The 26,333-nt window shown below is 66.3% G+C and carries 26 protein-coding genes and 1 pseudogene; 6 read left to right on the plus strand and 21 right to left on the minus strand.

The annotated features are described in order from the left end of the window. Positions 1-4: 4 nt before the first annotated feature. On the plus strand, positions 5-772 hold the full coding sequence (locus ACT535_RS14455; protein WP_476364926.1) for an HpcH/HpaI aldolase family protein: 768 nt from the start codon (positions 5-7) through the stop codon (positions 770-772). A gap of 164 nt (positions 773-936) precedes the next feature. Here ACT535_RS14455 and ACT535_RS14460 read toward each other — a convergent pair whose 3' ends face one another. The 6 genes and pseudogenes from ACT535_RS14460 to ACT535_RS14485 form a co-directional block, all read right to left on the minus strand. After that, entirely contained in the window at positions 937-1,638 is a 702-nt protein-coding gene (locus ACT535_RS14460; RefSeq protein ID WP_476364927.1) for an ABC transporter ATP-binding protein, read from the minus strand. Further along, on the minus strand, positions 1,638-2,396 hold the full coding sequence (locus ACT535_RS14465; protein ID WP_476364928.1) for an ABC transporter ATP-binding protein: 759 nt from the start codon (positions 2,394-2,396) through the stop codon (positions 1,638-1,640). The genes ACT535_RS14460 and ACT535_RS14465 overlap by 1 nt, the downstream gene beginning before the upstream one ends. Further along, positions 2,363-3,301 carry a branched-chain amino acid ABC transporter permease gene (locus ACT535_RS14470; RefSeq protein ID WP_476365099.1) on the minus strand — a complete coding sequence of 313 codons (939 nt, stop codon included), beginning with the start codon at positions 3,299-3,301 and terminating at the stop codon, positions 2,363-2,365. Before ACT535_RS14470 ends, ACT535_RS14465 begins: the two co-directional genes overlap by 34 nt. A 129-nt stretch (positions 3,302-3,430) precedes the next feature. After that, a pseudogene (locus tag ACT535_RS14475) lies at positions 3,431-4,339 on the minus strand (branched-chain amino acid ABC transporter permease); the annotation flags it as partial. A 47-nt stretch (positions 4,340-4,386) separates the two neighbouring features. Next, positions 4,387-5,550: an ABC transporter substrate-binding protein gene (locus ACT535_RS14480; RefSeq protein WP_476364929.1), complete on the minus strand. Its 1,164-nt coding sequence runs from the start codon at positions 5,548-5,550 to the stop codon at positions 4,387-4,389. An 89-nt stretch (positions 5,551-5,639) separates the two neighbouring features. Next, a complete protein-coding gene (locus ACT535_RS14485; RefSeq protein ID WP_476364930.1) occupies positions 5,640-6,461 on the minus strand; it encodes a phytanoyl-CoA dioxygenase family protein in 822 nt (273 codons plus the stop codon). Positions 6,462-6,671: 210 nt separating this feature from the next. Between ACT535_RS14485 and ACT535_RS14490 the strand changes: the two genes are divergently transcribed. After that, positions 6,672-7,292 carry a TetR/AcrR family transcriptional regulator gene (locus ACT535_RS14490; RefSeq protein ID WP_476364931.1) on the plus strand — a complete coding sequence of 207 codons (621 nt, stop codon included), beginning with the start codon at positions 6,672-6,674 and terminating at the stop codon, positions 7,290-7,292. A 125-nt stretch (positions 7,293-7,417) separates the two neighbouring features. Here ACT535_RS14490 and ACT535_RS14495 read toward each other — a convergent pair whose 3' ends face one another. Genes ACT535_RS14495 through ACT535_RS14505 form a run of 3 tightly spaced genes read right to left on the minus strand, consistent with a single transcriptional unit; the run spans position 7,418 to position 10,863 of the window. Then, positions 7,418-8,212 (minus strand): SRPBCC family protein, encoded by a 795-nt coding sequence (locus tag ACT535_RS14495; protein ID WP_476364932.1) that lies wholly within the window; start codon positions 8,210-8,212, stop codon positions 7,418-7,420. A gap of 20 nt (positions 8,213-8,232) precedes the next feature. Then, positions 8,233-9,723, minus strand: coding sequence for an NAD-dependent succinate-semialdehyde dehydrogenase (locus ACT535_RS14500; protein WP_476364933.1), 1,491 nt, complete (start codon positions 9,721-9,723; stop codon positions 8,233-8,235). Between the two features lie 9 nt (positions 9,724-9,732). Next, positions 9,733-10,863, minus strand: a complete 1,131-nt coding sequence (locus ACT535_RS14505) for a zinc-dependent alcohol dehydrogenase family protein (protein ID WP_476364934.1) — start codon at positions 10,861-10,863, stop codon at positions 9,733-9,735. A gap of 128 nt (positions 10,864-10,991) precedes the next feature. Here ACT535_RS14505 and ACT535_RS14510 point away from each other — a divergent pair, with 128 nt between their 5' ends. Genes ACT535_RS14510 through ACT535_RS14520 form a run of 3 tightly spaced genes read left to right on the plus strand, consistent with a single transcriptional unit; the run spans position 10,992 to position 14,739 of the window. Further along, positions 10,992-11,876 (plus strand): FAD binding domain-containing protein, encoded by an 885-nt coding sequence (locus tag ACT535_RS14510; protein WP_476364935.1) that lies wholly within the window; start codon positions 10,992-10,994, stop codon positions 11,874-11,876. Next, positions 11,876-12,358, plus strand: a complete 483-nt coding sequence (locus tag ACT535_RS14515; RefSeq protein ID WP_476364936.1) for a (2Fe-2S)-binding protein — start codon at positions 11,876-11,878, stop codon at positions 12,356-12,358. Before ACT535_RS14510 ends, ACT535_RS14515 begins: the two co-directional genes overlap by 1 nt. Further along, a complete protein-coding gene (locus tag ACT535_RS14520) occupies positions 12,355-14,739 on the plus strand; it encodes a xanthine dehydrogenase family protein molybdopterin-binding subunit (protein WP_476364937.1) in 2,385 nt (794 codons plus the stop codon). Before ACT535_RS14515 ends, ACT535_RS14520 begins: the two co-directional genes overlap by 4 nt. A gap of 95 nt (positions 14,740-14,834) precedes the next feature. On the opposite strand, the gene ACT535_RS14525 is transcribed toward ACT535_RS14520, so the two are convergent. Genes ACT535_RS14525 through ACT535_RS14545 form a run of 5 tightly spaced genes read right to left on the minus strand, consistent with a single transcriptional unit; the run spans position 14,835 to position 19,253 of the window. Further along, a complete protein-coding gene (locus ACT535_RS14525; RefSeq protein ID WP_476364938.1) occupies positions 14,835-16,379 on the minus strand; it encodes a class I adenylate-forming enzyme family protein in 1,545 nt (514 codons plus the stop codon). A 44-nt stretch (positions 16,380-16,423) separates the two neighbouring features. Next, positions 16,424-17,176, minus strand: coding sequence for an SDR family NAD(P)-dependent oxidoreductase (locus ACT535_RS14530; protein ID WP_476364939.1), 753 nt, complete (start codon positions 17,174-17,176; stop codon positions 16,424-16,426). A 47-nt stretch (positions 17,177-17,223) separates the two neighbouring features. Then, positions 17,224-17,985 carry an N-acyl homoserine lactonase family protein gene (locus ACT535_RS14535; protein ID WP_476364940.1) on the minus strand — a complete coding sequence of 254 codons (762 nt, stop codon included), beginning with the start codon at positions 17,983-17,985 and terminating at the stop codon, positions 17,224-17,226. Between the two features lie 26 nt (positions 17,986-18,011). Beyond that, positions 18,012-18,785 carry an enoyl-CoA hydratase-related protein gene (locus tag ACT535_RS14540; RefSeq protein ID WP_476364941.1) on the minus strand — a complete coding sequence of 258 codons (774 nt, stop codon included), beginning with the start codon at positions 18,783-18,785 and terminating at the stop codon, positions 18,012-18,014. Continuing rightward, a complete protein-coding gene (locus tag ACT535_RS14545; protein WP_476364942.1) occupies positions 18,786-19,253 on the minus strand; it encodes an acyl-CoA thioesterase in 468 nt (155 codons plus the stop codon). A gap of 348 nt (positions 19,254-19,601) precedes the next feature. Between ACT535_RS14545 and ACT535_RS14550 the strand changes: the two genes are divergently transcribed. Continuing rightward, on the plus strand, positions 19,602-20,843 hold the full coding sequence (locus ACT535_RS14550) for an ABC transporter substrate-binding protein (protein WP_476328197.1): 1,242 nt from the start codon (positions 19,602-19,604) through the stop codon (positions 20,841-20,843). On the opposite strand, the gene ACT535_RS14555 is transcribed toward ACT535_RS14550, so the two are convergent. The 7 genes from ACT535_RS14555 to ACT535_RS14585 all read right to left on the minus strand — a co-directional run bounded on the left by ACT535_RS14555 (position 20,833) and on the right by ACT535_RS14585 (position 26,048). Then, positions 20,833-21,996, minus strand: coding sequence for a winged helix-turn-helix transcriptional regulator (locus tag ACT535_RS14555; protein WP_476364943.1), 1,164 nt, complete (start codon positions 21,994-21,996; stop codon positions 20,833-20,835). The two genes, ACT535_RS14550 and ACT535_RS14555, sit on opposite strands and share 11 nt — an antisense overlap. A gap of 229 nt (positions 21,997-22,225) precedes the next feature. Further along, positions 22,226-23,278, minus strand: a complete 1,053-nt coding sequence (arsB, locus tag ACT535_RS14560; RefSeq protein ID WP_476364944.1) for an ACR3 family arsenite efflux transporter — start codon at positions 23,276-23,278, stop codon at positions 22,226-22,228. Between the two features lie 24 nt (positions 23,279-23,302). Next, positions 23,303-23,842: an arsenate reductase ArsC gene (locus ACT535_RS14565; RefSeq protein WP_476364945.1), complete on the minus strand. Its 540-nt coding sequence runs from the start codon at positions 23,840-23,842 to the stop codon at positions 23,303-23,305. Then, entirely contained in the window at positions 23,835-24,197 is a 363-nt protein-coding gene (locus tag ACT535_RS14570; RefSeq protein ID WP_476364946.1) for an ArsR/SmtB family transcription factor, read from the minus strand. Before ACT535_RS14570 ends, ACT535_RS14565 begins: the two co-directional genes overlap by 8 nt. A gap of 234 nt (positions 24,198-24,431) precedes the next feature. Next, positions 24,432-24,668 (minus strand): thioredoxin family protein, encoded by a 237-nt coding sequence (locus ACT535_RS14575; RefSeq protein ID WP_476364947.1) that lies wholly within the window; start codon positions 24,666-24,668, stop codon positions 24,432-24,434. A gap of 19 nt (positions 24,669-24,687) precedes the next feature. Then, positions 24,688-25,752 carry a permease gene (locus tag ACT535_RS14580; protein ID WP_476364948.1) on the minus strand — a complete coding sequence of 355 codons (1,065 nt, stop codon included), beginning with the start codon at positions 25,750-25,752 and terminating at the stop codon, positions 24,688-24,690. Beyond that, entirely contained in the window at positions 25,749-26,048 is a 300-nt protein-coding gene (locus ACT535_RS14585) for an ArsR/SmtB family transcription factor (protein ID WP_476365100.1), read from the minus strand. Before ACT535_RS14585 ends, ACT535_RS14580 begins: the two co-directional genes overlap by 4 nt. Between the last annotated feature and the right edge of the window lie 285 nt (positions 26,049-26,333).

A 26,333-nucleotide genomic window follows, 5' to 3' on the forward strand; every position in this document is an offset into this window, starting at 1 on the left:
CCCCTTGGACCTGCCTCGCAACGCCTTCAAGCACGCCATCTATGCCGGCCAGCAGCAGATCGGCCTGTGGAGCAGCCTCGCCAGCCATGTGTCGGTGGAGATCCTCGCCGGCGCCGGCTTCGACTGGCTGCTGCTGGACACCGAGCATTCGGCCAACGAGGTGCCGATGGTGCTCAGCCAGCTCCAGGCCTGCATGGAGCACCCCTCCGTGATGCCCATCGTGCGCCCGCCGGTGAACGATCCCGTCGCCATCAAGCGACTGCTGGACGCGGGGGTGCAGACCCTGCTGCTGCCCATGGTGGACACGCCGGAACAGGCCGCCGACGCGGTGGCGGCGACGCGCTATCCGCCCGCCGGCATCCGCGGCTTCGCGAGCGCCTCCCGCGCCTCGCGCTTCGGCCGGATCGCCGACTATCACCAGCGCGCCCATGAGGAGATCTGCGTTCTGGTGCAGATCGAATCCCGGCTCGGCATGGACAATCTGGAAGCCATCTGCGCCGTGCCCGGCGTGGACGGGGTGTTTATCGGCCCCGGCGATCTCTCGGCTGCCATCGGCTATCTCGGCGACCAGAACAACGAGCAGATCGTCACGCTCATCGAGGGTCTGATCGGTCGCATCGTCAAGGCCGGCAACCGCGCAGGCATCCTCACGGGCGCCGAGGCGCTGGCCCGCCGCTACATCGCCGCCGGCTGCGTGTTCACCGCGGTGGGCTCCGACACCGGCCTCCTCGCCCGCAACGCCGAGGCGCTGGCGAAGCGATTCCGCGGGTAGGGCGCCGCCCTGCACCGCCTTCCGGTGGAGCACATAGCTGACGGCGGGATGCGCGCGGGATAGGAGGTCGCGTGTTACCAGACTCCGCCGTCGGGCGGCCACGGCGGTTTCAAGTCGCCGCAACGGATGCCGGGCATATCGCGGCGGTGGGCGCCAGACCGCCGTCAGGCGCTGAGGAAGCGCATGCGCAGGGCCTCATCAGACATAAACGCCTGGGAGCTGCCGCTCCACACGATCCGCCCTTTCTCCAGAATGTGGTGGCGGTCGGCGAAGCGGCAAAGCATGTCGATGTTCTTGTCGATCACCAGAACGGACTGGCCGCGTTCCCGGATGCGCACCAGCGCATCCCAGATCTCGCTGCGGATGCGGGGGGCAAGGCCCTCCGTCGCCTCATCGAGGATGAGAAGACCAGGATTGGTCATCAGCGCCCGGCCGATGGAGAGCATCTGCTGCTCGCCGCCGGAGAGGAGACCCGCACTGCGGCGGGCGAGCGGTTCCAGCGCAGGAAACAACCCATAGACGGCCTCAAGGGTCCACGGCGCAGGCACCTTACCGCGGTTCGCCGCCGTGGCGACGAGGTTTTCCTCGACGGTCAGGTTGGGAAACACCTGCCGTCCTTCCGGCACCAGCGCGAGGCCGTTGCGGGCCACTTTGTAGGCCGGCAGCCCGGAAATGCGCGCGCCCCGGAAGCTGATGTCGCCCTGGGTGAGGGAGACAAGGCCCATGATTGCGTTGACCGTGGTGGTCTTGCCCATGCCGTTGCGACCCAGCAGCGTCACCACCTCGCCCTCGGCGATCGCAAGATCCACGCCGAACAGCACCCGGCTCGAGCCATAGGCCGCTTCCACCTGCCGCAGCTCCAGCATCACAGGTCCTCCCCTTCGCCGCCGAGATAGGCGAGCTGCACGCGTGGATCGGAGCGCACCACCTCCGGCGGCCCGTCCGCGACCCGAGCGCCAGAGGCGAGGACGAAGACGCGATCGGCAAGGCTGAAGACCGCCTCCATGTCGTGCTCCACCAGCAGGATGCTGAACCGCCCCTTGAGGCCGGCGATGAAGTCGATCATCCGGCGCGCCTCGGCGATGCCGAGCCCGGCCATGGGCTCGTCCAGCAGCAACACCCGCGGCTCCACAACGAGGGCCATGGCGATCTCCAGCAGCCGCTTCTCGCCATGGGAGAGCTGGGACGCGGGACGGTCGGCGCAGTCCGAGAGGCCGAGGGCGGCGAGCTGCGCCTGTGCCTTGCGGCGCAGCGGGGCCTCGTCCGCCACCTCCCGCCAGAAATGGAAGCTGTGCCCGGCGTGGGCCTGGGCGGCGAGCGCGACGTTCTCCAAGACGCTTAGTTCGGGGAAAATGCTGGCGATTTGGAACGAGCGGGCAATCCCGAGCCGGGCGCGGGCATCCATCGGCAGGCGGGAAATGTCCCGCCCCTCGAATGTCACGGTGCCCGCGTCGGGCCTGAGCGCGCCGGAGAGCAGGTTGACGAAGGTGGTCTTGCCCGCGCCGTTGGGCCCGATGACCGCAACCAGCTCGCCCGCTGCGATCTCGAAATCCACCCCGTCGACGGCATTGAGCCCGCCGAACCTGCGGGTCACGCCCGCGGTCTGAAGAAGGGTCTTGCCCATCGGAATGATCCCTTGTGCGCCGGAACCGCCTGCCGCACCGCGCCCGGCGCGAACAGCGCGCTGAGCCCGCCCCGGCCGAGGAAGACGAGGAGGATAAGCAGCGCGCCGAAGGCGAGCCGCCAGTGGATGGTGAGATCGGAGAGATACTTCTCGATGCCAAGGTAGGCCAGCGCGCCGATGATGGCACCGAACGGGGTCGCGAGGCCCCCGGCCACGACCATGATCATCAGCTCGGCCGAGCGGGTCCAGTCCATATATTGGGGCCCGACGAACTCCGCCGCATTGGCGAGCATCGCGCCCGCGAGCCCGCAGACCGCCGCCGAGACCACGCAGGCGGCGAGCTTGTAGCGGAAGGTGGGAAAGCCCGCCGCCTCCATGCGCCGCTCGTTGATCCGGATGCCCTTCAGCACCATGCCGAAGCGCGCCCGCGCGAGGCGGATGTTGAGGCCTGCGAGCACCACCAGAAGGGCGAGGGCCAGATAATAGAACTGCCGGGAATCGTAGAGATCCACCAGTCCGCCGAAGGTGCTCCGCACGGCGAGGTGCATGCCGTCGTCGCCGCCATAGTCGTACAGGCTGGAGGCGCCGTAGAACATCATCTGCGCGAAGGCGAGGGTGATCATGATGAAGAAGGTGCCGGAGGTACGCAACGCCACCACCGACAGCGCCGCGGCCAGCAGCGCCGAGATCGCCATCGCCAGCGGCCACTGGACGAATCCGCTCTCGACCCCGGCATCCGCGAGGATGCCCACCACATAGGCGCCGATGCCGAGATAGAGCGCGTGCCCGAAGCTCACCAGCCCGGTCTGGCCGAGGACGAGATCGAGGCTCAGCGCGGCGATGGCGAAGATGATGACGCGCAGCCCGATGTCTACCCAGAACGGCTGGTCGGCGATCCCCGCCACCAGCGGCAGCAAAAGGGAGCCGCCGCAGAGGAGACCGATGGCTGGAACGCGCCAGCGCGCCAGGAGGCCGGGGCCGTTGGGGCCGATGTCGGACGCCTCCGGCGGCGCTTCGGGCCGGCGCAGACCGGCGGCGGGGATGAGCCCCTGCGGCCGGAAGAACAGGATCACCGCCATCAGGATGTAGATGAGCATGGAGGCCAGCGCCGGCGCCACCGTGTTGGCGGCCACCGGCGAGAGGACCAGCGCCATCAGATCCTTCAGATAGGCCCGGCCGATGGTGTCGATGACGCCCACCAGCAGGGCCGCCACGAAGGCCCCCTTCACCGATCCCATGCCGCCCACGACCAGTACCACCAGCGCCAGGATCAGGACGTTGTCGCCCATGCCCGGATAGACGGTGAGGATGGGCGCCGCGATATAGCCCGCGAAGCCAGCCAGCGCCGCGCCGATACCGAACACCACGGCATAGATGGCCCCGATATTGACGCCCAGAACGCTCGTCATGACGCGGTTGCTGGCGCCGGCGCGGATGAGCATGCCCATCCGCGTTCGGCCGATGAGGACATAAAGCAGGCCTGCGATGGCAAGGCCGGCACCGATCATCGCCAGCCGGTAGGCAGGATAGGGCGCGCCGGGAATGAGCTCCACCGAACCGGTCAGGAAGGCGGGGATGGGCGCGTGCAGCGGCTCCGGCCCGAACACCATCCGCGTCGCCTCGTTGAGCACATAGACGAGGCCCACGGTGCACATCACCTGGTCGAGGTGGCTGCGGGCATAGAGATGCCGGATCACCAGCCTTTCCAGGATCAGGCCGATGACGAAGGTGGCGATCCCTGCCGCCACGAACCCGGCCGCGAACGAGCCCATGACCAGCGCGAAGGAGATGCCCAGATAGGCGCCGAGCATGAACAGCGAGCCGTGCGCGAGGTTCACGAGGTTCATGATGCCGAAGGTGAGCGTGAGCCCCGCCGCCATCAGGAACAGAATGACCCCGAGCTGGACCCCGTTCAGGAGTTGCTCGACGAACAGGAGTTGCATGACCGCCGTCCCGCTGTGTCAGGAGTTATCTTCAAGATGATCCGCAATCACTTCAGCGGGCAGTCCTGGTAATAAGCATCCTTGGCGTCGGTCATCACCTTCTCGACGGTCTTGGTGACGAGAGTTCCATCCTCGCCCTTCACCACTTCACGGACATAATAATCCTCGATGGGGAAGTGATTGGTGTTGAAGGCGAACTTGCCGCGGTTCGAGGCGAAGTCCGCCTTCTGCAGCGCCTTGCGGATGTCGTCCTTCCGGCTCATATCGCCGCCCACGGCCTTGACCGCGCTGGAGACGAGCAGGATGGAATCGTAGGCGTGCGCGGCGTAGTCGTTGGGCAGGAAGCCGTTCTTCTGCTTGAAATCGGAGACGAAGCGGGCGTTCGCCGCATTGGGCAGGTCCACGCTCCAGACATTGCCTGAGCGCACGCCGATGGCGTCGTCGCCGACCGCGGGCAGGGTCGCCTGGTCCACGGTCCACACGGTGTAGAGCGGCGTCGATTTCGCAAGGCCCGCCTGGGCGTATTGCTTCACGTACTGCACGCCCATGTCGCCGGGATAGAAGATGAAGGTCGCTTCAGGGGCGGCGGTGCGCAGCGCGCTCAGTTCCGCGGCGAAGTCCACCTGGCCGAAGCGCGTGTAGACCTCGCCCACGAGGTCGCCCTTGAAGTTGCGCTTGAAGCCGGAAACCATGTCCTTGCCGGCCTGGTTGTTGACCGTCATGACGTAGACGCGCTTGACGCCGAGCTTCTCCAGATAGGCGCCGAGCGCCTCGGCCTGCTGGTCGTTCTGCGACGACACGTTGAAGAAGTTCGCAGAGCAGGACTTGCCGGCGATGGGCGCCGGTCCGGAAATGGGGGAGATCACGAAGGCATCGGTGCGGGCGAGGCCGCCATGCACCGCCATCATCTCCGAGGAGAAGACCGGGCCCACGAGGAAGTCCACGCGCTTCGACTTCACCATCTCGTCCGCCAGCTGCTTGGCCACATCTGCCTTGCCCTGGCTGTCGCTCCAGATGAATTCCACCGGCTGGCCGCCGAGCTTCCCGCCCTCGTGGGCGACGGCGAGCTCGATGGCCGCCTGCATCTGCTTGGCGAGCACGGCACCGACGCCGGTCTGGGGCAGGATGACGCCTACCTTGACCGGATCGGCCAAAGCGGGGGCGGCGCAGAGAAGGGACAAGGCTGTGCTGAAAAGGATGCTGGCTTTCATGGAATGCGCTCTCGGTTTCAAGGGGCAGACGGACGCGGCTTCCAGATGGCTGAGGCTCCGGCCGGAGGGGGCACGGCCGGGGCCGAGGGTCAGGCGAGGCGCGCGGCCTGAACGGTCGTCGCGTCGTCGCGGTAGCTCGCCCAGACTTCCTCCATGAAGGCGAGGCTGTCGGGGTCGAGGTCGAAACGCGGCTCGGGGTCGCGATCCCAATGGCCATGGCGGTCTTCGCCGGCGATGAGCAGCGCTGAACGGCGCCCCAGCATCGAGCGGCAATGGGCGGGCATGTAGAAGAAGGCGATGCCGATGCGCCGATCATCGGACATGTTGGCGGGCGAGCCGTGCACCGTGCGCTCGTGATGCATGGAGAACTCGCCCGGCTCGAGCGGCATGTCGACGGCGAGGCTCTCGTCCACCGTCACCTTCTGGCCGCGTGCCAGGAGGTTGTCGGCATCGAACGTCTCTTCATGGACGAGGTCCGGGCCGAGGTGGCTCTTCGGGATGACCTTCATGCAGCCGCTCTCCCGGCTCGCGCGTGAGAGAGCGAGCCAGACGGTGACTTCCTGGTGCGGGTTCAGCCCGTAATAGGCGGAATCCTGATGCCAGGAGACGAAGCGCGGATCACGCGCATTCTTGGCGAAGGCGGACGAGCCGAAGAGCAGGATGTCCGGTCCGAGGATGGCTTGGACGGCCGACACGATGCGCGGATGCCGTGCCAATTCCACGAGCCAGGGGAAGGCGAGATGCGCCTTGATCTTGAGGCGCTTGTTCACCTCTTCGCCGGAGCTCGCCTCGAAATCTTCGATTTTATTGCGATAGGCGCGGGCCTCTTCCGCGCCGATGGCCCGGACCGGACAGAGATATCCCTCGGAATTGAAATGCGTGACCTGTTCGGGGCTGAGCACGCCAGTCATTGCGCTTCCTCGCTGTGTTTGCGTATGCCTGCGCATGTGCAGGCGGTTTCGGGGCTTCACAGGAAGGCGGCGCCGGCCGACGCACACCGTGGGCTTCGCTCCTTGGATCCGGATAAAAGCGACAGTGTGTAGTTTTAATCAGCCCGGTTGATTGTCAAGTTCAGGACCGGGCGATAATCTGGGCAAAATCTCCATGATGGACGTCAAAATTTGAGCACGAACAATAAAACCGTTCGCCGCCGCGGTCGCCCGCAAGGTGATGAGGTGAAGATCGCGATCCTGAAGGCCGCGAATGAGCTGCTCGAAGAGCAAGGACTTTCGGGGTTTACGATCGACGCCGTTGCAACCCGTTCGGGTACCGCGCGCTCATCCATCTACCGCTGGTGGCCGAACCGCGGGGCCCTGGCGATCGCCGGCTTTCTCGCGGAGACTGCCCAAAAGATCGGCTATCCGGCGACGGCCTCGGCGGTCGCCGACGTGAAAAGCCAGATGATGCGTGTAGCCGAGGTTTACGGACAGAAGGTGGGTCGCACCATTTCCGCTCTGGTCGCGCAGGGCCAGAGCGACCCTGAAGCATTGCGGGCGCTCCTCGACGGCTATGTTCTGCCGCGTCGGGAAGAGGCGAAGAAGGCCCTGCTGCGCGGCGTGGCCAATGGCGAATTGCGCGCCGACGTCGATCTCGATGTGGTGATCGACGCCCTCTACGGGCCGATCTGGTACCGCATCCTTGTCCCCCATGCTCCGTTGACGCCCGAGTGGGCGGGGACCCTCGCCGATTGCGTCTTTGATGGCCTGCGGCCGGCTGCGGGAGTCCTGACGAAACGCGCATGAGCATCCTCTCCCCGGAGCGGGAATGCGCAAAGCGTGCGACCGCCACACAATCAGGAGTTCCAGGCCGTGCGCCGGCCGAGAGAGAGGTTCGTGCCCGTCCGGGCTATATGGTCAATTGCGAGGGCTCACCCTTCGTCTCGCCTGATGGTCACGACGGTCGTCACAACGCCGTGGAGGCGGCCGAAGAGGTAGCCTAGGCTTGCGGTCAGGATGAGGATCACCGCCGCGACGAAGTCGGGAGAGGCGCCGATTAGACCGTTTGGCCCTCTGACCATGGATCCGGACAGAAAATAGACCGAAGCCACGAGCGCAGCAGCGACGATGCCGAGGCCAGCGAGACGGACTGCGCCTGCCCCTGTCTGAGGCCCGGGTATCGCGGCGGGAAAGACCCCGGGCGATGGGATAGCATGGGGTTTTGCGCTGGCCGCCATCCCGGACACCGCAGGCGAGGCTGGCGCATCCCCCTGCCCTCCCTCCCGGCGCGCGACGATCTCCTGGGCGAAGCGCTTGAAAAAGGCTCCGGACATTTGCTTCGCCGTCGCGTCGATGAGCCGTGCGCCGAGCTGGGCGAGCTTGCCGCCGACCTGGGCCTCGACCTCGTAGCGCAATATTGTCCCGTCGCCATCCGCCTCCAGGCGCACCATCGCCTCGCCCTTGGCGAAGCCTGCCATGCCGCCCTGTCCTTCGCCGCTGATGCGGTAGCTGTTCGGCGGATCGAGGTCGGAGAGTGTCACCGCGCCTTCGAACCGCGCGCTCACCGGCCCCACCTTGAGCACCACCTTCGCGCTCATCTGGGTGTCGGAGCTCTTCACCAGTTCCTGGCAGCCCGGGATGCAAAGCTTCAGAACTTCGGGATCGTTGAGAGCCTGCCAGACCACCTCGCGGGGGGCCGGAATGCGCTGTTCGCCACTCATGTCCATGTGCGTATCTCCCGTCCGCTTCAGGCTGGCGTGTCGATGCCGCCGAGGCAGAGGTATTTGATCTCCAGATAGTCCTCGATGCCGTATTTCGAGCCCTCACGGCCGAGCCCCGACGACTTCACGCCGCCGAACGGCGCGACCTCGGTCGAGATGAGCCCCTCATTGATGCCGACGATGCCCGCCTCAATGGCCTCCGCCACGCGGAAGATGCGGCCCACGTCCCGGCTGTAGAAGTAGGACGCGAGGCCGAACTCCGTGGCGTTGGCGAGCGCGATCGCCTCGGCCTCCGTCTCGAACCGGATCAGCGGAGCGACCGGCCCGAATGTCTCCTCCGAAAAGATGAGCGCATCCTTCGACACGTCGGCCAGAACCGTCGGCTCGAAGAAGCTGTGGCCGAGGGCATGAGGCCGCCCGCCGGCGACGATGCGGGCGCCTTTCGATACCGCGTCGGCGATGTGCTCCTCCACCTTGGCGACGGCGGCGGCATTGATCAGCGGCCCCTGGGTGACGCCCTCCGCCATGCCGGGGCCGACCTTCAGCCGCGCCACCGCATCGGCCAGCTTTAGGGCGAAGGTGTCGTAGACGCCGGCCTGCACCAGGAAACGGTTGGCGCACACGCAGGTCTGCCCGGTGTTGCGATATTTGGAGGCCATGGCGCCCTTGACCGCCTCATCAAGGTCGGCGTCGTCGAAGACGATGAAGGGCGCGTTGCCGCCCAGCTCCATGCTGGTCTTCTTCACCGTCGGCGCGCACTGGGCGAGGAGCAGTGCGCCCACGCGTGTGGACCCGGTGAACGACAGCTTGCGCACGAGGGGGTTCTCGCACAGCTCCTTGCCCGTCTCGGAAGAGGGGCCGGTGATGATGTTGCACACACCGGCCGGCAGGCCCGCGCGCTCGGCCAGCACACCCAGCGCGAGGGCGGAGAAAGGGGTCTCACTCGCTGGACGGATCACCCCGGTGCAGCCGGCGGCCCAGCCCGGCCCGGCCTTGCGGGTGATCATGGCCGAGGGGAAATTCCAGGGCGTGATGGCGGCGAAGACGCCGATGGGCTCCTTCTGCACGATGATGCGCCGGCCCGGCAGGGGAGCGGGAATGGTGTCGCCATAGACGCGCTTCGCCTCCTCGGCGAACCACTCGATGAAGCCGGCCGCGTAGGCGATCTCGCCCTTGGCTTCGGCGAAGGGCTTGCCCTGTTCGGCGGTCATGATGCGGGCGAGATCGTCCTGGTTCGCCATCATCAGATCGAACAGGCGCCGCAGGATCGCTGCGCGCTCCTTGCCGGTCCTCGCCCGCCAGCTCTTCTGCGCGGCGTGGGCCACATCGATGGCCCGCGCGACTTCATGGCGCGACAGCGCGGGCACATGGCCGATGAGCGTGCCATCCGCCGGATTGGTGACGGCGATCGTCGCGCCGCTCGCCGCGGACACCCATTCGCCGCCAATGAGGTTGGCTTCGCGGAAGAGGCTCGGATCCGCGAGGCCGAGCGTCGCGGCGGAGTTCTTGTCGGTCATTGCGCCCTCTCAGCCCTGGAAGTCCACGACGAGACGCACGACGGAGCCGTCATGCAGCTGATCGAAGCCTTCGTTGATGTCTTCGAGGGAGATGCGCCCGCTCATCAGGCGGTCCACGGGAAGACGGCCCGCCTTGTAAAGCTCGATGTAGCGCGGCACGTCGCGGACCGGCACGCAGGTGCCGATATAGCTGCCCTTCACTGTGCGCTCTTCCGCGACGAGGCTCACGATGTTCACCGGCAGCACGGCATCCGGCGGCGGCAGGCCGGCGGTGACGGTGGTGCCGCCGCGCTTTGTCATCTTGTACGCATTCTCAAGCGCCCGCGCTGACCCGGCGAACTCGAACACGAAATCCGCGCCGCCGCCCGTGAGCGCCCGCACCTGCTCGATGGCATCGGGAGCACGTGCATCCACGACCCCGGTGGCGCCGAGGTCCTTGGCGAGCTGAAGCTTTTCCGGCGACAGGTCCACCGCGACCACCCGTGCGGCGCCCGCCGCCAGAGCGCCGAGGACGGCGGCGAGGCCCACGCCGCCAAGCCCGACCACAGCCACCGTCTCGCCGGCCTGCACACGGGCTGTGTTCACCACTGCGCCGACCCCCGTCAGCACGGCGCAACCGAACAGCGCGGCGACGTCGAGGGGGACATCCTTGTCTATCCGGACCAATGAGCGGCGCGACACGACCGCATGGTCGGCGAAGGCGGAGCATCCCAGATGATGATGGATGGTCTCCGCGCCCTCGTGCAGCCGGATCGCGCCGGTGAGCAGCTCGCCCTTGCCGTTGGCCACCGCACCCGGCTCGCAAAGGGCCGGCCGGCCCTGCGAGCAGGGCTGGCAATGGCCGCAGCTGGGCATGAACACCATGACCACGTGGTCGCCCGGCTTGAGATCGTCCACCCCATCGCCCGCCTCGACCACCACGCCCGCCGCCTCGTGGCCGATGGCCATCGGCATGGGCCTCGGACGGCTGCCGTTGATGACGGACAGGTCGGAATGGCAGAGGCCCGCCGCCGCGATCTTCACCAGCACCTCGTCCCGGCCCGGCCGATCGAGTTCCACCTCTTCGATATGGAGCGGATGGCTCTGCGCGTAAGGCATCTGCGCGCCCATGCTGCGCAGGACCGCGGCTTTGATCTTCATGGCGTGGTGCTCCCTTACGTCCTTAAACCGCGCATGCCGCCTCTGGCCCGGGCAGCTTGACACCGATTAACATAGTCTAATAATGCAAGTCACTAGGGAACGGAAACCGACATGCCGGAAATGCGCCGATGAAGCCCGCCCGGTTCGACTATGTTCGCGCCGAGACCATCGCCCACGCGGTGGAGGCGCTTGCTGGCGCGGGCGGCGACGGCAAGGTGCTCGCGGGCGGGCAGAGCCTCATGCCCATGATGAATTTCCGCCTCGTGAAGCCGTCGGTCCTGGTGGACATCAACCGCATCCCCGACCTCGACCGCATCACGCTCGAAGCCGGCGCGCTGCGGCTCGGCGCGCTGGTGCGCCACCGCATGACCGCCGAGGATGCGCTGGTGGCGAGGCATATCCCGGTGCTGCACGCCGCCATGAAGCATGTGGCGCATCTCACGGTGCGCAACCGCGGCACCTTCTGCGGCAGCGTGTGCCATGCCGACCCCGCCGCCGAGATGCCCATGATGACGCTGCTGCTCGACGGCACCATCCATATCGCCTCGCCGCGCGGCGCCCGCGCCATGCCGGCGCGCGACTTCCTCACAGGATCCCTTGCCACCGCGCTGGAGCCGGACGAGATGGTCACGGCTGTCGACCTCGCCATTCCGCAGGACGGCACAGGCTGGGCCTTCGAGGAGTTTTCGCGCCGGCACGGCGACTATGCGCTGGCGGCCGTCGCCGTGCTCATGAGGCGGGTGGATGGACGGATGCGCGATGTGCGCATCGCCATGATGGGCATCGCCGACACGGCCATCCGGTTCAACGAGGTGGAAGCGGCTCTGGAGGGACGCGAAGGCACGCCTGCGGCCTTCGACGAGGCGGTGACCCGCCTGCAAGCCTCCATCGAACCGAATTCCGATCTCAGCGCCTCCGCCGACTATCGCCGCCACCTCGCTGGTGCCCTCGCGCGCCGCGCGCTTGCCGATGCATGGAGTCGCGCCCGCGAGACGGACGGGGACGCAGCCTGATGCAAGATGCAGTCACCATCACGCTCACCATCAATGGGCTTACACATACCCGGGCGGTGGACGCGCGCCTGCTGCTCAGCGATTTCCTGCGCCACGAGCTCGGCCTGACAGGCACGCACGTAGGCTGCGAACACGGCGTGTGCGGCGCCTGCACCATTCTTCTGGACGGGCGCAGCGCCCGCTCTTGCCTCACGCTCGCCATTCAGGCGGACGGCGCGACCATCGAGACGGTGGAAGGGGTGGGGCGAATGGGCGATCTCGGCAGGGTGCAGCAGGCGTTCCGCGATCACCACGGCCTGCAATGCGGCTTCTGTACGCCGGGCTTCCTGATGACCATCACCGATATGCTGCGCCACCACGCTCTGGAAAGCGACGACGCGATCCGGGAGGCGCTGTCCGGCAACATCTGCCGATGCACGGGCTACCAGCACATCGTGGAGGCGGTGCGAGAGCTGGCGCGCGAACGGGGGCCGCTGACATGACCGCCTTCGACGCTTCAGTGGAGATGCGCCCCAGGCTGGTCGGCCAGCGGATCAAACGCACCGAGGACCCGCGCCTGCTCACCGGCTCCGGCCGTTATGTGGACGACATGGACCCGCAGGGCCTGCTGCACGTGGCTCTGCTGCGCAGCGACCAGCCCCATGCGCGCATCCGGTCCATCGATGTCGGCGAAGCCTTCGCGGTGCCGGGAGTCGTGGCCATTTTCGATGCGCGTGACATCGCAGGTGACTTCCAGCCGGCCATCCCCACCTCCCGCATGAAGGGCTATTACGCGACGCCCTTCCGTCCCCTCGCCGAGGGCAAGGTGCGCTATGTGGGTGAGCCCGTGGTCGCGGTGGTGGCCGAGAGCCGCTACGCCGCCGAGGATGCGCTGGAGCTCATCTCCATCGATTACGAGCCGCTGTCCGTCGCCGTCGCGCAGGACGAAGCGGCGGCGGATGGCGCTCCCCTCCTCCACGAGGAGGCCGGCACCAACGTCATCATTTCCCGAACCTTCGCCCGCGGCGACGTGGATGCAGCCATCGCCGCCGCGGCAGTGGTGGTGAAGGGACGCTTCCGCATGACGCGCAAGACGCCCATGCCCATGGAAACCCGCTCCTACCTCGCCGAGTGGGACCGAAGGCGGCAGGCGCTGACTCTGCATTCCTCCACCAATATCCCCGGCATCATCTGCGATGTGCTCGGCGCCTGCCTCGACCTTCCGGGCAATCGGGTGCGGGTGGTCGCGCCCGACGTGGGCGGCAGCTTCGGCGGCAAGGGCTCGCTGAACCATGAGGAGATGCTGGTCTGCGTGCTCGCGCGCAAGCTGGAGCGGCCGGTGAAGTTCGTCGCCGACCGCATGGAAGACCTCACCGCCATGAGCCAGGCCTTCGACGAAACCATCAAGGCGGAGCTGGCGGTGGATGCGGACGGGCGGCTGCTCGGCCTCCGGGCGGACGTGATCGGCGACATCGGCGCCTACTCGATCTACCCATGGACCGGCGCGCTGGAGCCCGTGCAGGTGGTGAGCTTCCTGCCCGGCCCCTACCGCATGGAGCATTATCGCGGCCGGGTGCGCGGCGTGCTCACCCCCAAGCCGCCCACCGGCCCCTATCGCGGCGTCGGCCGCCCCTCCTCCACCTTCGCCATGGAACGGCTGATGGACATGGCCGCGCGCAAGCTCGGCGTGGACCCGGCGGAGATCCGTCGCCGCAATCTGGTGACAGCCGAGGAATTTCCCTACCGCACCGGCTCGGGCATCATCTGGGACCGCTCCGCCTTCCAGGAATGCCTGGAGGGCGTGTGCGATCTGGTGGACTACCCGGCCCTCGTGCGCCAGCGCGAAGCGGCGCGGGCGGAGGGCCGCTGGGTCGGCATCGGCTTCGCGAGCTATGCGGAGCTGACGGGCATCGGCTCGCGTATCGCCGTTGCACCGGGCATGCCGATCAATACCGGCACGGAGACCGCCTCCATCCGCATCGACGCCACCGGCGCCGTCACCGCCGCGTTCGGCATCTCGTCCCACGGGCAGGGGCTGGAGACGACGCTCGCCCAGGTGGTCGCCGATGAACTGGGCTGCCGCATGGAGGACATCGAGATCCAGCACGGCGACAGCGCCCTCGTGCCCATGGGCACAGGCACCTATGCCAGCCGTTCGGCGGTGCTCGGCGGCGGCGCCGCCACCAAGACCGCGCGCGTGGTGAAGGCGAAGGTGCTGAAGGCCGCCGCCTTCCTCATGGATGTTCCGGTGGAGGACCTTGAGGCCGAAGGCGGCGTCATCCGCGCCCGCTCCTCCAATGCAACGATGACTTTCCGGGAGGTCGCCCACGCGGTCTATGCGCAGATGGGCAGGATCCCGCATGAGCAGCGGGAGGATCTCGTCGCCTCCGAGAGCTACGACCCCTATCTCGGCACGGCCTGCGCCTCCACCCACCTCGCCATGGTGGAGGTCGACCCCGCTACATTTGCCGTCACGGTGACGCGCTTCGCCGTCGCAGAGGATTGCGGACGCATCATCAATCCGCTGATCGTGGACGGGCAGGTGCACGGGGCGGTGGCGCAGGGCATTGGCGCCGCTTTGCTGGAGGAGGTGGTGCACGACGAGGGCGGGCAATTGCTCACCGCCAGCCTCGCCGACTATCTCGTGCCCATCGCCAGCACCATGCCTGAGATCGAGATCCTGCATGTGGAGGCGGAACTGCCGAACAACATCGGTGGCTTCCGCGGCATGGGTGAAGGCGGCACCATCGGTGCACCGGCCGCCATCGCCAATGCGGTGTCGGACGCGCTGGCGCCCCTCGGCATCGAGATCGACACGCTGCCGGTGACGCCGGATCGGCTCTTCCGGCTGGTGCAAGCCGCGAGGGTGGCCGCTTCCACCTGAAACAGCCTCCTCTGCGCCCCCCCGGCAACGGATCAGGCGCCGGCTCCTTAGGAACCGGCGCCCGTTTCTTCGCGGGAAGGTCTGATGCCGCCTGTTCAGGGCAACGGCTGCACCATCTCCTTCAGCCGGAAGCGGATGATCTTTCCGGAGCCGGTGCGCGGAATCTCGTCCACCTGATGAACCACGTGGGGCACCTTGTAGGACGAAAGGTGATGCCGACAGTGATCGAGCAGCAGGTCCGCGTCGAAGCTGGAGTCGCGTGGCACCACATACAATGCCGGCACCTCGCCGAGCTGGGGATGGGCGACACCCGCCACAGCACAGTCGAGCACACCGGAGAATAGCAGCACCACCTCCTCGATCTCCGCCGGGGCGATGTTCTGCCCGCCGCGAATGATCAGCTCCTTCAGCCGGCCGGTGATGGTGACGAAGCCGTTGCGGTCGGCGCGGGCGAGATCGCCGGTGTGGTACCAGCCGTTGCGCAGGGCCTTGGCCGTCTCTTCCGGCTTGTTGTGATAGCCGAGCATCACGTTCGGCCCCCGCACGATCAGCTCGCCCTCCTCGCCGGCATCAAGGTCGCGCAGGCTCGCGGGATCGACAATGCGCAGCGCGACGCCCGGCAGGGGCAGACCGCACGACCCCATGACGCGCGAGGACGAGGCCGCGTTCATCGTCACCATGGTGGAGGTTTCTGTGATGCCGTAGCCATCCAGCAGAGGCACGCCGAACGCGCCCTCGAAGGCGGTGTTCAGTGTCGCCGGCATGATGGCTCCCGCCGAAACGCACACGCGCAGTCCCGGCAGGGAGCTGCGTCCCTCCGCCTGCGCCGCCTCCATCAGGTAATGGAACATGGTGGGCACGCCGGGGAAGACGGTGAATTCGCCCGTCTCGATCAGCCGCATGGCCTCGCGCGTCGAGTATTTGTCCAGGATGTATTCGCTCGCGCCGGTTGCGAGGATGGACAGGACGGAGAAGTTGAGCGCGTAGGAATGAAACAGCGGCAGCGGCGAGAGCACATTGTCCTCGCTGCTGAGCCCCACCACCGGGCTCCAGCAGGCCGCCGTCACCCACAACATGCTGCGGCAGGTCAGCAGCACGCCCTTGGCGCGACCTGTCGTCCCCGAGGTGTAGATGATGAAGGACGCCGCATCGATATCCGCGGCATCGCGCGGGGGCGCGGCCGACGGCAGCTCCGCCAGCGTCTCGAAGCTGCGCAGGTCCCCGGCCGGGGCGTCGACCAGCAGCAGGCCGGCGACGCTGGGGGCCTCGGCCCGCAATGCCTCCACCATCTCCGCGCGGGCAGCGGTGGTGATGACGATCCGGCACGAGGCGTCTGACAGACGGTAGGAGACTTCGCCGGGCGCCGCCTCGGCGCTGATGGGCACCGCGACGCCCCCGGCCCGGACGATGGCGAGGCAGGCCTCAACCCAGGAAACGCTGTTCGGCAGCAGGATCGCAACGCGATCCCCGGGACCGACGCCAAGGCCGGCGAGATGCCCGGCAAGGTTCGCCGTGCGCCGCTCCAGATCGGTATATGTGACCGATCGCCGGGCGTCGCGGAACGCGACCTTCGCGCCCCGCTCCGTCGCATGCCGCCGCAACAGCTCCGGCACCGGAGCGATCAGTTCCGCCTTGAGCATCGATTCCTCCCCTTCGATCACCGCATTCTTGTGCGCGGCTGTCGTCACACCATGCAGAAGCCGCCGGAGATGGAGATCACCTGGCCGGTGATCCACGATCCCTTCGGCGAGGCAAGCAGAGCCACTGTGGGCGCGACGTCCTCCGGTTGGCCGAGACGGCGCAGCGGATAGAATTTGGTGAGCTTGTCGCGATTGGCTTCCACCCACGAGCGGTCGTGGGCGGTCTCGACGAGACCCAGGGAGACCGTGTTGGCCGTCACGCCGCTGCGGCCCAGTTCCCGGGCCAGCGACTTCATGAGGGCGATGGTGCCCGCCCGCGCCGCCGCGACGATGGCGAGGCCGGATTCGCCCACGCGCGAGGAATCGCCGACGATGGCGATGAGACGCCCGTCGCCCGCCTTCTCCAGATGCGGGACGGCCGCGTGAGCGAGATGGATGGCGCCATAGAGGCAGGTATCGATCTGCGCCTTCCACTCCTTCTCGGTGGAGTCGGTGAACCGCTGACGGATGGCGAGGCCGGCATTATTGACCACGATGTTCAGCCCGCCGAAATCCGTGACGATGGCCTCGACCATCCCCTTCACCGCGGCGAAGTCGGCCACGTCTGCCTTGTAGGCTTTCGCCTCGCCGCCCAGCGCGCGGATCTCGTCGACCACGGCCTGCGCCTCTTCGGCCGAATTGCGGTAGTTCAGCGCAACCGTCGCGCCCTCGGCGGCGAGGGCGAGCGAGATCTCCCGCCCCACATCGCGCGCGCCGCCGGTGACCAGCGCAACCTTGCCCTTGAGATTGAGATCCATGGAAAATCCGCCTTGCGTGAGATGATGGATGGAAACGGGGCCGCGCCTTACTCGTAGGCGTCCGCCCCCTTCCGGAGGCTCTGCCACTGCGCGTCGTCATGTCCGCACAGGACGGTGGCGCCGCCCGCCTCGATCCTGCGGATTTCCGCGATGGAGCGATTGTGCAGGTCGACGTTCCAGGTGTTCTTCGGCACCACGTCGGTATCGAGGCTGGTGCGCAGGCTCACCGCGTCCGAGGCCAGGAGGAAGGCGCCATCCCGGTCGAGTGAGACAAGAGCCCCCGTGAGCCCCGGCGTGTGGCCGGGAAACGGGATGAGGGTGACGCGGCCGTCGCCGAACAGATCCTTCTCTCCCTCGATCAGCTCCAGCGGATTGCCCTGGTCCCATTCCACCGGGAGATAGCCCGCCGAAGCCGCATTCTCGGCCTTCGCCGCGGCAAGCTCCGCCGCGTGGACCACGACCGTCGCCTTGCGAAAAAACCCGTTGCAGCCGCAATGATCCGGATGGAAATGCGAGCAGACCACCACATCGATGTCGTCGGCCCCGAGACCCACGCAGGCGAGTTGCGAGACCACGTTGTCCTCGCGCCCCATGATCGGCGTCATGGCCCGTGCCACGCCGCCCCAGCGCGCTTCGGCATCGTCAACCACGGACGGGTGGCAGCCCGTGTCGAACAGGACGTTTCCCTGGGCATGGCGCAACAGGATGGAGGCTACCGGCAGCTCGATGGTCTCGCTGCGGTCGGCATCGGGCTGGTAGATATGCCGCTTCATCCGGAGGCGGCCGCCGGAAAGCACGTGCATCTTCATTGCTGTTTCCTCCCGTGCGGGACCGCTTACCGCCCCTCGAAGCGCGGCGGGCGCTTCTCGGCGAAGGCGTTGCGACCTTCCTGATAATCGAAGCTGCGGGATGCACCGTCGATGCGCGCCTGGGCAGCATCGAGATCAAGCGCGCCAGGCCCCATGACGAGACCATCGAGAATGAACTTCGCGCCACTCACGGAGAGCGGCGCATTCGCTGCGATGCGCACGGCGAGGGCCCGTGCGGCGGCCACCGGGTCGTCAGCCAGATCATCTGCGAAGCCGATGCGCAGCGCCTCCTCGGCAGGGATGCGATCCGCCGTGTAGAGAATGCGTTTCGCCTGCGTGAGCCCGACGAGGGACAGCAGACGCTGGGTGCTGCGCACGCCATAGACGATGGAGAGCTTAGCCGCTGGAATGCCGAATATGGCGCTCGGCGCGGCGATGCGGAAATCGCAGGACATGGAGAGGTGGCACCCCCCGCCGAGGCAATAGCCGGAGACCACGGCGATGGTCGGCTTGCCCGCTCCAGCGATGGCGTCGGACGAGGCATCCACCGCCACTTCGTACTCCACGCTCTGCTCCAGCGTGTGGCGCACCACGGGGAATTCGGAGATGTCCGCTCCGACGCTGAAGTCGGCGCCCGCGCCGGCGAGCAGGATCGCCCGCACATCTCGGTCGGCTCCAAGTTCCGAGAATATCCGCGCCACATCCCGCCACATGGCGAGCGTCATGGCATTGCGCTGCGCCGGACGATTGAGCGTGACGGTGGCGATGTGATCCGCGACGACGACTTCGATGTCCGCCATTCAGCCCTCCCTGGCCCCGATGTCCGCCTCGTCGACCACGAGGGGAGCAAGAACTTGGCGCAGCTTGCCCGGGAGTGGAACGGGCCGGTTCGTGGCGCGGTCCACGTAGACGTGGATGAAATGCCCTTGCGCGGCCGCCACATCGTCCGCATCGCGGAAGATGCCGATCTCGTATCGCACGCTGGTGGTTCCAAGGCGCCCGACGCGCAGGCCCGCGTGCACCTTCGAGGGAAAGGACAGGGAGGAGAAATATTGGCAGCGCGTTTCCACCACGAGCCCGATGACGGGACTGGCCTCAACGTCCAGCGCGCCAGTCTCGATGAGATAATGGCCGACGGCCGTGTCGAAAAACGAGTAATAAACCACGTTATTCACGTGCTGGTAGACATCATTGTCCATCCAGCGCGTCGTGATCTCCCGGAAGTGTCGATAGTTCTGCCGTCGGTCCGGCGTTCCGCGTGCGCTCACCTGCAGCCTCCCTTCCAGACCTGCCCGCAGACGGGCACCAGCGTTTCTTGTGCGGCCCGTCGCGCCGCGGACGACGGCCGCGACGATCGGATCCGCCGATCAATTCGTAACTTGCATTAATAGACTGAAAGTGCTGTTGTCAATGCCGCACCGACCGAAACGGGACCGACTGCCCGGCCTTCGACAGCATTTGCTTCAGTTCCTGCCAATTCATACTGCAGTGCAGGATGAATTGACTGGGGCGCGGCAGTCCAAACATCCATTTATGAAAGACAATGGTCGGTGCAGGGACAGACCAGCCGGACGCTAAGCCGGAAAGGCGCGCCGGATCACGCAGGAGGAAGACGGATGTCCAGGATTGCACACGTGGCGACGATCTGCGCCGCGCTTGCCATGTCGCTGCCGGCCCATGCCCAGACCCCCGCGGCTTCGCCCGCGGCCGGAAAGATCTCCAACGACATGGTGAAGATCGGCGTTCTCACCGACATGTCGGGGCAGTTCTCCCATGAATCGGGCGAGGGATCCGTAACGGCGGTGAAAATGGCCGTAGAGGATTTTGGCGGGAAGGTCCTCGGCAAGCCCATCGAGGTCATTGTCGCCGACCACCAGAACAAGACCGAGGTCGCCATCGCCAAGGCGAAAGAATGGTTCGACGTCGACAAGGTCGACATGATCGCCAACCTCATCAATTCGGCCGTGGCCATCGGTGTCGCCGGGGTGGCGAAGGAGAAGAACGGCATCGCCATCATCAACGGCTCGGGCTCCTCCCGCCTCACCGGCGACATGTGCACACCGAACTCCATCCACTATGCGTACGACACCTATGCGCTCGCCGTCGGCACGGGGAACGCGCTTATCAAGCAGGGCAAGAAGAACTGGTTCTTCCTGACCGCCGACTACGCCTTCGGTCATGCCCTTGAGGCCGACACAGCGTCGGTCGTGAAGGCGGGCGGAGGCAACGTGGTGGGCTCTGTGCGCTACCCCATCAATACCCTCGATCACGGCTCCTTCATGCTTCAGGCGCAGGGGTCGGGCGCGGACGTGATCGCGGTTGCCGGCTCCGGCACCGTCTTCATCAACGCCGTGAAGGCCGCGCACGATTTCGGTCTGACGCAGTCCGGCAAGCAGTCCCTCGCCGGGCTCCTCGTGTGGATCACCGACATCCATTCCATGGGTCTGGAGAACGCACAGGGCCTCGTGCTCACCAATGCCTTCTACTGGGATCGGGACGATGAGACCCGCGCCTTCTCCAAGCGCTTTGAGGCGCGCATGGGCCGCAAGCCGCACATGGGCGATGCGGGAGACTATTCATCCACCATGCATTATCTGAAGGCCGTCGAAGCTGCCGGAACCGACGAGGCTCAGGCGGTGATGGCCAAAATGCGCGAGATGAAGGTCAACGACTTCTTCGCCAAGAACGGCTACATCCGCGCCGATGGCCGGTTCATCCACGACATGTACGTTTACCAAGTGAAGAGCCCGTCGGAATCGAAAGGCCCGTGGGACTATTACAAGCTGGTGCAGGTCATTCCGGGCGAGCAGGCATTCCGCCCGCTGTCGCAGAGCCAGTGCCCGCTGATCAAGAAGTAGCGGACGCCGGGCGGCCCCGGCGTGGGGCCGCCCGCTTTCTCGGCCGGGGCACTTCCTGCGCCGCTCGATCCTGGGGGGGCGCATCCCGCGTCGGCGCTGCCTCATCAGGCACCAAAATCTCGACCATCCGGTCGCCGGCCTGCGGAGCGCCGTAGAGTGCCGGATCGTAGTTGAGGCGGTAGCGCATGTCGGGGGCCTCGATCGGCTTGCGGCACTTGTCGCACACCACCACCGCCGAAAAATCGTGCCCGCAATCGAGGTGCGTGAGCACCAGCGGCGGATCCCCGGCGGACAGCCATCGGTCGCCCCAAGCCCCCATGGTGATGAAGGCGCCGTAGAGATCCTTGCCCATTTCGGTGAGCCGATATTCGTAGCGCTCGGGCAAATCCTGATACTTGACCCGCGCGAACACCCCGCGCGTAACCAGCCGGCCGAGCCGTTCGGTGAGAATATTGGGCGCGATCCGCAGCTCGGTCTGCATCTGGTCGAAGCGCCGCACGCCGAAGAACGCCTCGCGCAAGATAAGAAAGCTCCAGCGGTCGCCGATGATTTCCAGCGACCGCGACACCGAGCTCGGGCGACCGCGCGAGAAGCTTGCGGATTCCGCCGTCCGACGCGCCCGCTTCGCCGGCTCCACGGGGGTGCGGCCCGCGCCCGGCCCATCGCGGTAGCGCACGCGGTTCGCCTTCACCTCGCCGAGGCAGTGGGAACAGGCCACATAAGGCTCGCATTCCGCGCCGCATGTGGCGTGGATGAGGCGGAGCGGTGGCCCTTCAGGCCCCGAGAGCCATCGGTCCCCAAAGCGGATCAGCGCGACGAAGCTCGGGTACAACTCCATCCCACAGCGCGTGAGGTGATATTCGGCCCGGCTTGAATTCGCCGAATAGTGTACTTGGCGAAAAATGCCGCGCACGGTGAGGCGTTTCAGCCGTTCCGCAAGCGTGCCACGGGGCAGTCCGAGGGCAGTCCGGAACTGTTCAAACCGCTGCGCACCGAAGAACGCCTCGCGGATGACGAGGAAGCTCCACGCATCCGACATGATGGAGATTGTGCGTCCGACCGAGCAGTTGCGTTCAAACAGCTGAGGCACCGCCTGGCTCCTGGATGCGGTCTTCACAATCGCTCCGGGGCCCGCACGCTTCTCGTTCCGCATCTGGCCGTGCACTCCATGACGATTTTCAGTCCAACTATAGTACCAACGAATCGGCACGTTGTGCGGATATCTCTATGCCGTGGGCGCCCGTCGGCGCGTTCTCTTTCTTTTTGCGTCCCGGCGCAACCGCTATATAAATCCGCCACATAATCGATAATTTTGGAAAGAAATATTATAGAATTAAGTAAAGCTCAGCTGCGGGTCATAGGTTATTTCGGCGATTGTCGAATTAGTCGGCGGGCCGGATTTTCCCGGCCTCGGCCGTTCGCTCGTACCAGCCCTTGGAACGGTTCACGATCCACACCACCGAGAGCATCACGGGCACCTCGATCAGCACGCCCACCACAGTGGCCAGAGCCGCGCCGGAGGTGAAGCCGAACAGCGAGATGGCTGCGGCCACGGCCAGCTCGAAGAAGTTCGACGCGCCGATCAGCGCCGAGGGCCCGGCGACGCAGTGCGCTTCGCCGGTTGCGCGGTTCAGCAGATAGGCGAGGCCGGCGTTGAAATAGACCTGGATCAGGATCGGCACCGCCAGCAGGGCTATGACGAGCGGCTGGGCGATGATCGCCTCACCCTGGAAACCGAAGAGCAGCACCAGCGTCGCCAGCAGCGCCACGAGGGACAGCGGTCCGAGACGCGCGAGCAGGCCGTCCAGCGCCGCCTGCCCCCCTTGGGCCAGCAGCCGGCGGCGCAGCAGTTGGGCTACGATGACCGGAATGACGATGTAGAGCACCACCGACAGCACCAGCGTGCCCCACGGCACGGTGATGGCGGAGAGGCCCAGCAGCAGCGCGACGATGGGCGCGAAGGCGACCACCATGATGGCGTCGTTCAACGCCACCTGCGAAAGGGTGAAATGGGGCTCGCCCTTGGTGAGGTTCGACCACACGAACACCATGGCGGTGCAAGGCGCCGCGGCGAGGATGATCAGGCCAGCGATGTAGCTGTCGATCTGATCCGCCGGCAGCAGGGGCCGGAACAGCCAGCCGATGAACAGCCAGCCCAGCAGCGCCATGGAGAAGGGCTTCACGGCCCAGTTGACGAACAGCGTCACGCCGATGCCGCGCCAGTGCCGGCCCACCTCGCCGAGGGCGGCGAAATCGATCTTCAGCAGCATGGGCACGATCATCAGCCAGATCAGCACGGCCACCGGCAGATTCACCTGCGCGACTTCCACGGCACCGATGGCGTGGAACACCGACGGGGCCAGATGGCCGAGAAGCACGCCCGCGACGATGCACAAACCCACCCATACGGTGAGATACCGCTCAAACAGGGACATTGCTGATCTCCGTACTCAGCCGGCTCAAGCCACGTCGGACCGCGGATCGGTACCACCTTCGAGGCGGCCGATCTCGCGCAGCCGGGTGCCGAGGGCGAGGCGGTCGAGCTTGGTGATCGGCAACGCCGTGAACACCGAGATGCGGTTCTTGAGATAGCGGAAGGCGGCGTTGAAGGCCGCTTCCCTAGCGATGTCGCTGCCCTCTACCGCGGCGGGGTCCTCAATGCCCCAATGGGCGGTCATCGGTTGGCCCGGCCAGATGGGGCAGGCTTCGCCGGCCGCGTTGTCACAGACGGTGAAGACGAAATCCATCACCGGCGCGTTCGGCTCGGCGAATTCGAGCCAGCTCTTGGAGCGAAAGCCATAGGTCGGGTAGCCAAAAGCATTCAGCGTGCGGATCGCGAGCGGGTTCACCTCGCCCTTGGGGGCGCTCCCGGCCGAGAAGGCGCGGAACCGACCGGCCCCGTCCTTCGACAGGATGCTTTCCGCGAGGATCGAGCGGGCGGAATTGCTGGTGCACAGGAAGAGCACGTTGAACACGTGATCGGAGCTCGTGTCAGGCATGGGTGTCCTCGGTCTTGGGTTCGCAGGCGCAGGACAAGGCGGCAACGGCGGGAGCGCAGACCTCGGGATGCCCGTTGCAGCAATCGCGCATCAGGAAGGCTACGAGCTCGGAGAGGGCCGGGTAGACGGCGCTGTAGATGATGGATCGCCCGTCCCGCCGCGAACGCACCAGCCCGGCTTGCTCGAGATGGTTCAGGTGGAAGGACATGCGGGAGGAGGAAGCGCCGCCCATCGCCTCGCCGATGGCGCCCGCAGGCATCCCCTCCGGACCGGCCTGCACCAGAAGGCGCACCACGCGGAGGCGGGTTTCCTGAGAAAGAGCAGCGAAGGAGCCGAGGGCCCTGGATTCATCCATGGATCAATATCTCAAGATTTATTGAGATATTAGATAGCGCAAGGCCCTGTGAACGGCAACCTTGGTTTTAGCGGTCAGTCTTTTTGCCGAGGCGGCGTCGCACTCCCGATCGATGACAGCGAGAGCACATGCCTCCGTAAAGACGGTAGCAGAGCCTAAAGGAGGCGCGGCCGAATCATGCCTCGTCGCCGGAAAGCCGCCGGGTTGAAAACATCCGCGCAAGCGTCGCGGCGCTCAAGCCACAAGCCAGCGGGCGACATCATCCGGCTTCGGGAGGCCACCGGCATGTACCACCTTGCCGTCGATGACGATGCCTGGCGTCGAGGCGATGCCGTAGCCGGCGATCACCGCATAGTCGGTGACCTTTTCCACCGTGACATCGAGCCCGAGCTTGGTCGCCGCGTCCCGCACCATCTGCGCCGTCGTCTCACAGCGGGAGCAGCCGGGACCGAGCACTTTCACGTCTTTCATGACTCCAGCCTTTCCGGTTTCAGGAAAACAGCGCGTTGAACAGGAAGCCCACAGCGAGGATGCCGGCGCCGACCACGCCCACGAACACGGCAATCAGCTTCAGGCTCAAGACTTTGCGCAGGATGATCATTTCCGGCAGCGACAAAGCGATCACCGCCATCATGAAGGCCAGCACGGTGCCCAGCGCTGCCCCCTTGGCCAGCAGGGCCTCCACCACCGGGATGATGCCCGCGGCATTGGAATACATGGGAATGCCCAGCAGGACCGCGGCCGGCACCGACCACCACGCATCCCGCCCCATGATGGAGGCGAGGAGGTCCGCCGGGACGTAGCCGTGGATGAAGGCGCCCGCCGCGATGCCGGCGATGATCCACATCCACACCTTGCCGACGATGTCGCGCACGGCTTCGAGGCCGGCCTTGATGCGATCCACCAGCGTCATGCCGTTCGGCGGCAGATCGACGGGAGCGGCGCGCACGTTGCGCACCCAGTCTTCCAGCCAACCCTCCAGATGCAGCCGGCCGATGATCCAGCCGGCAACGATGGCCACCCCAAGGCCGAAGGCCAGGTAAGTGAGCGCCACCTTCCAGCCCACGAGCGCGAACAGCAGGCCCAGCGCCACTTCGTTGACCATGGGCGCGGCGATGAGGAAGGAAAAAGTGACACCGAGGGGGACGCCGGCGGAGACGAAGCCGACGAACAGGGGCACCGCCGAGCACGAGCAGAAGGGCGTGACGATGCCGAGACCGGCGGCGGCGACATTGCCGAGCCCCTCGCGCCGTCCGGCGAGCAGTGCACGCGTGCGCTCGGCGGAGAAAAAGCTGCGCACCACGCCCATGGCGAACACCACCAGCGTCAGCAGCATCAGCACCTTGGGCGTATCGTAGATGAAGAACGCGACCGCTTCGGCCAGATGGCTGCCGGGTTCCACCGGCAGATGGGCCACCAGCCATTGGGAGAACGGCGCGAGCTGGGCATAGACCACGAACCAGATCGCGATCGCTGCGACTGTTGCCGCCGCCCAAGCCAAAGGCGATGCCCCAGGCGGCGGCTTGCGCTCGGTCAATGACAGGTCGGCACTCATGCGGCTCTCCTATCGGACGAACTATTCAGGCTGTTGAGAACAGCATCGACGATGGCGGCCTGCTCGGCCGGTAATTCGGGGTTGCGACGGTAACGCACCCATTGGGCGTCCCGCCGGTCGATCACCATGCCGGCCTGCTTGAGCACCGCCATATGGCGCGACATGCGAGATTGGGTGACGCCGAGGACGCGCACAAGCTCGCATACACAATGCTCGCGCCCGTCCCACAGGAGGCGGACCGCCGCGAGGCGGGTGGGTTCGGCCAGGGCCGACAGAAGGGTGAGCGAGGACTGCATAAGATAACCAATATGCTCATGCGCATATGCGTGCAAGCGCATTTCTTAGAAATCTCATCGCTCTGAAGGCAGTCCTTTTCGAAGAGGGAGGGCCTACCTCAAGCACTGACATTGATACGGACGGACGCCGGGCGTTCTGCCCCATAGATCGCCCGGCTCCCCCTCATTCGAGGGCTGGCCCCTGGCGCGCTGGTGCTAGGAAGCGGCTCGTCTGCTCCAACCTTCATTCGGCCAGATATCGTGCCGGGCGCCACTCCCGCATATGCGCCCGGCTTCTTGCTGGGT

The organism is Xanthobacter sp. DMC12 (assembly GCF_056314105.1).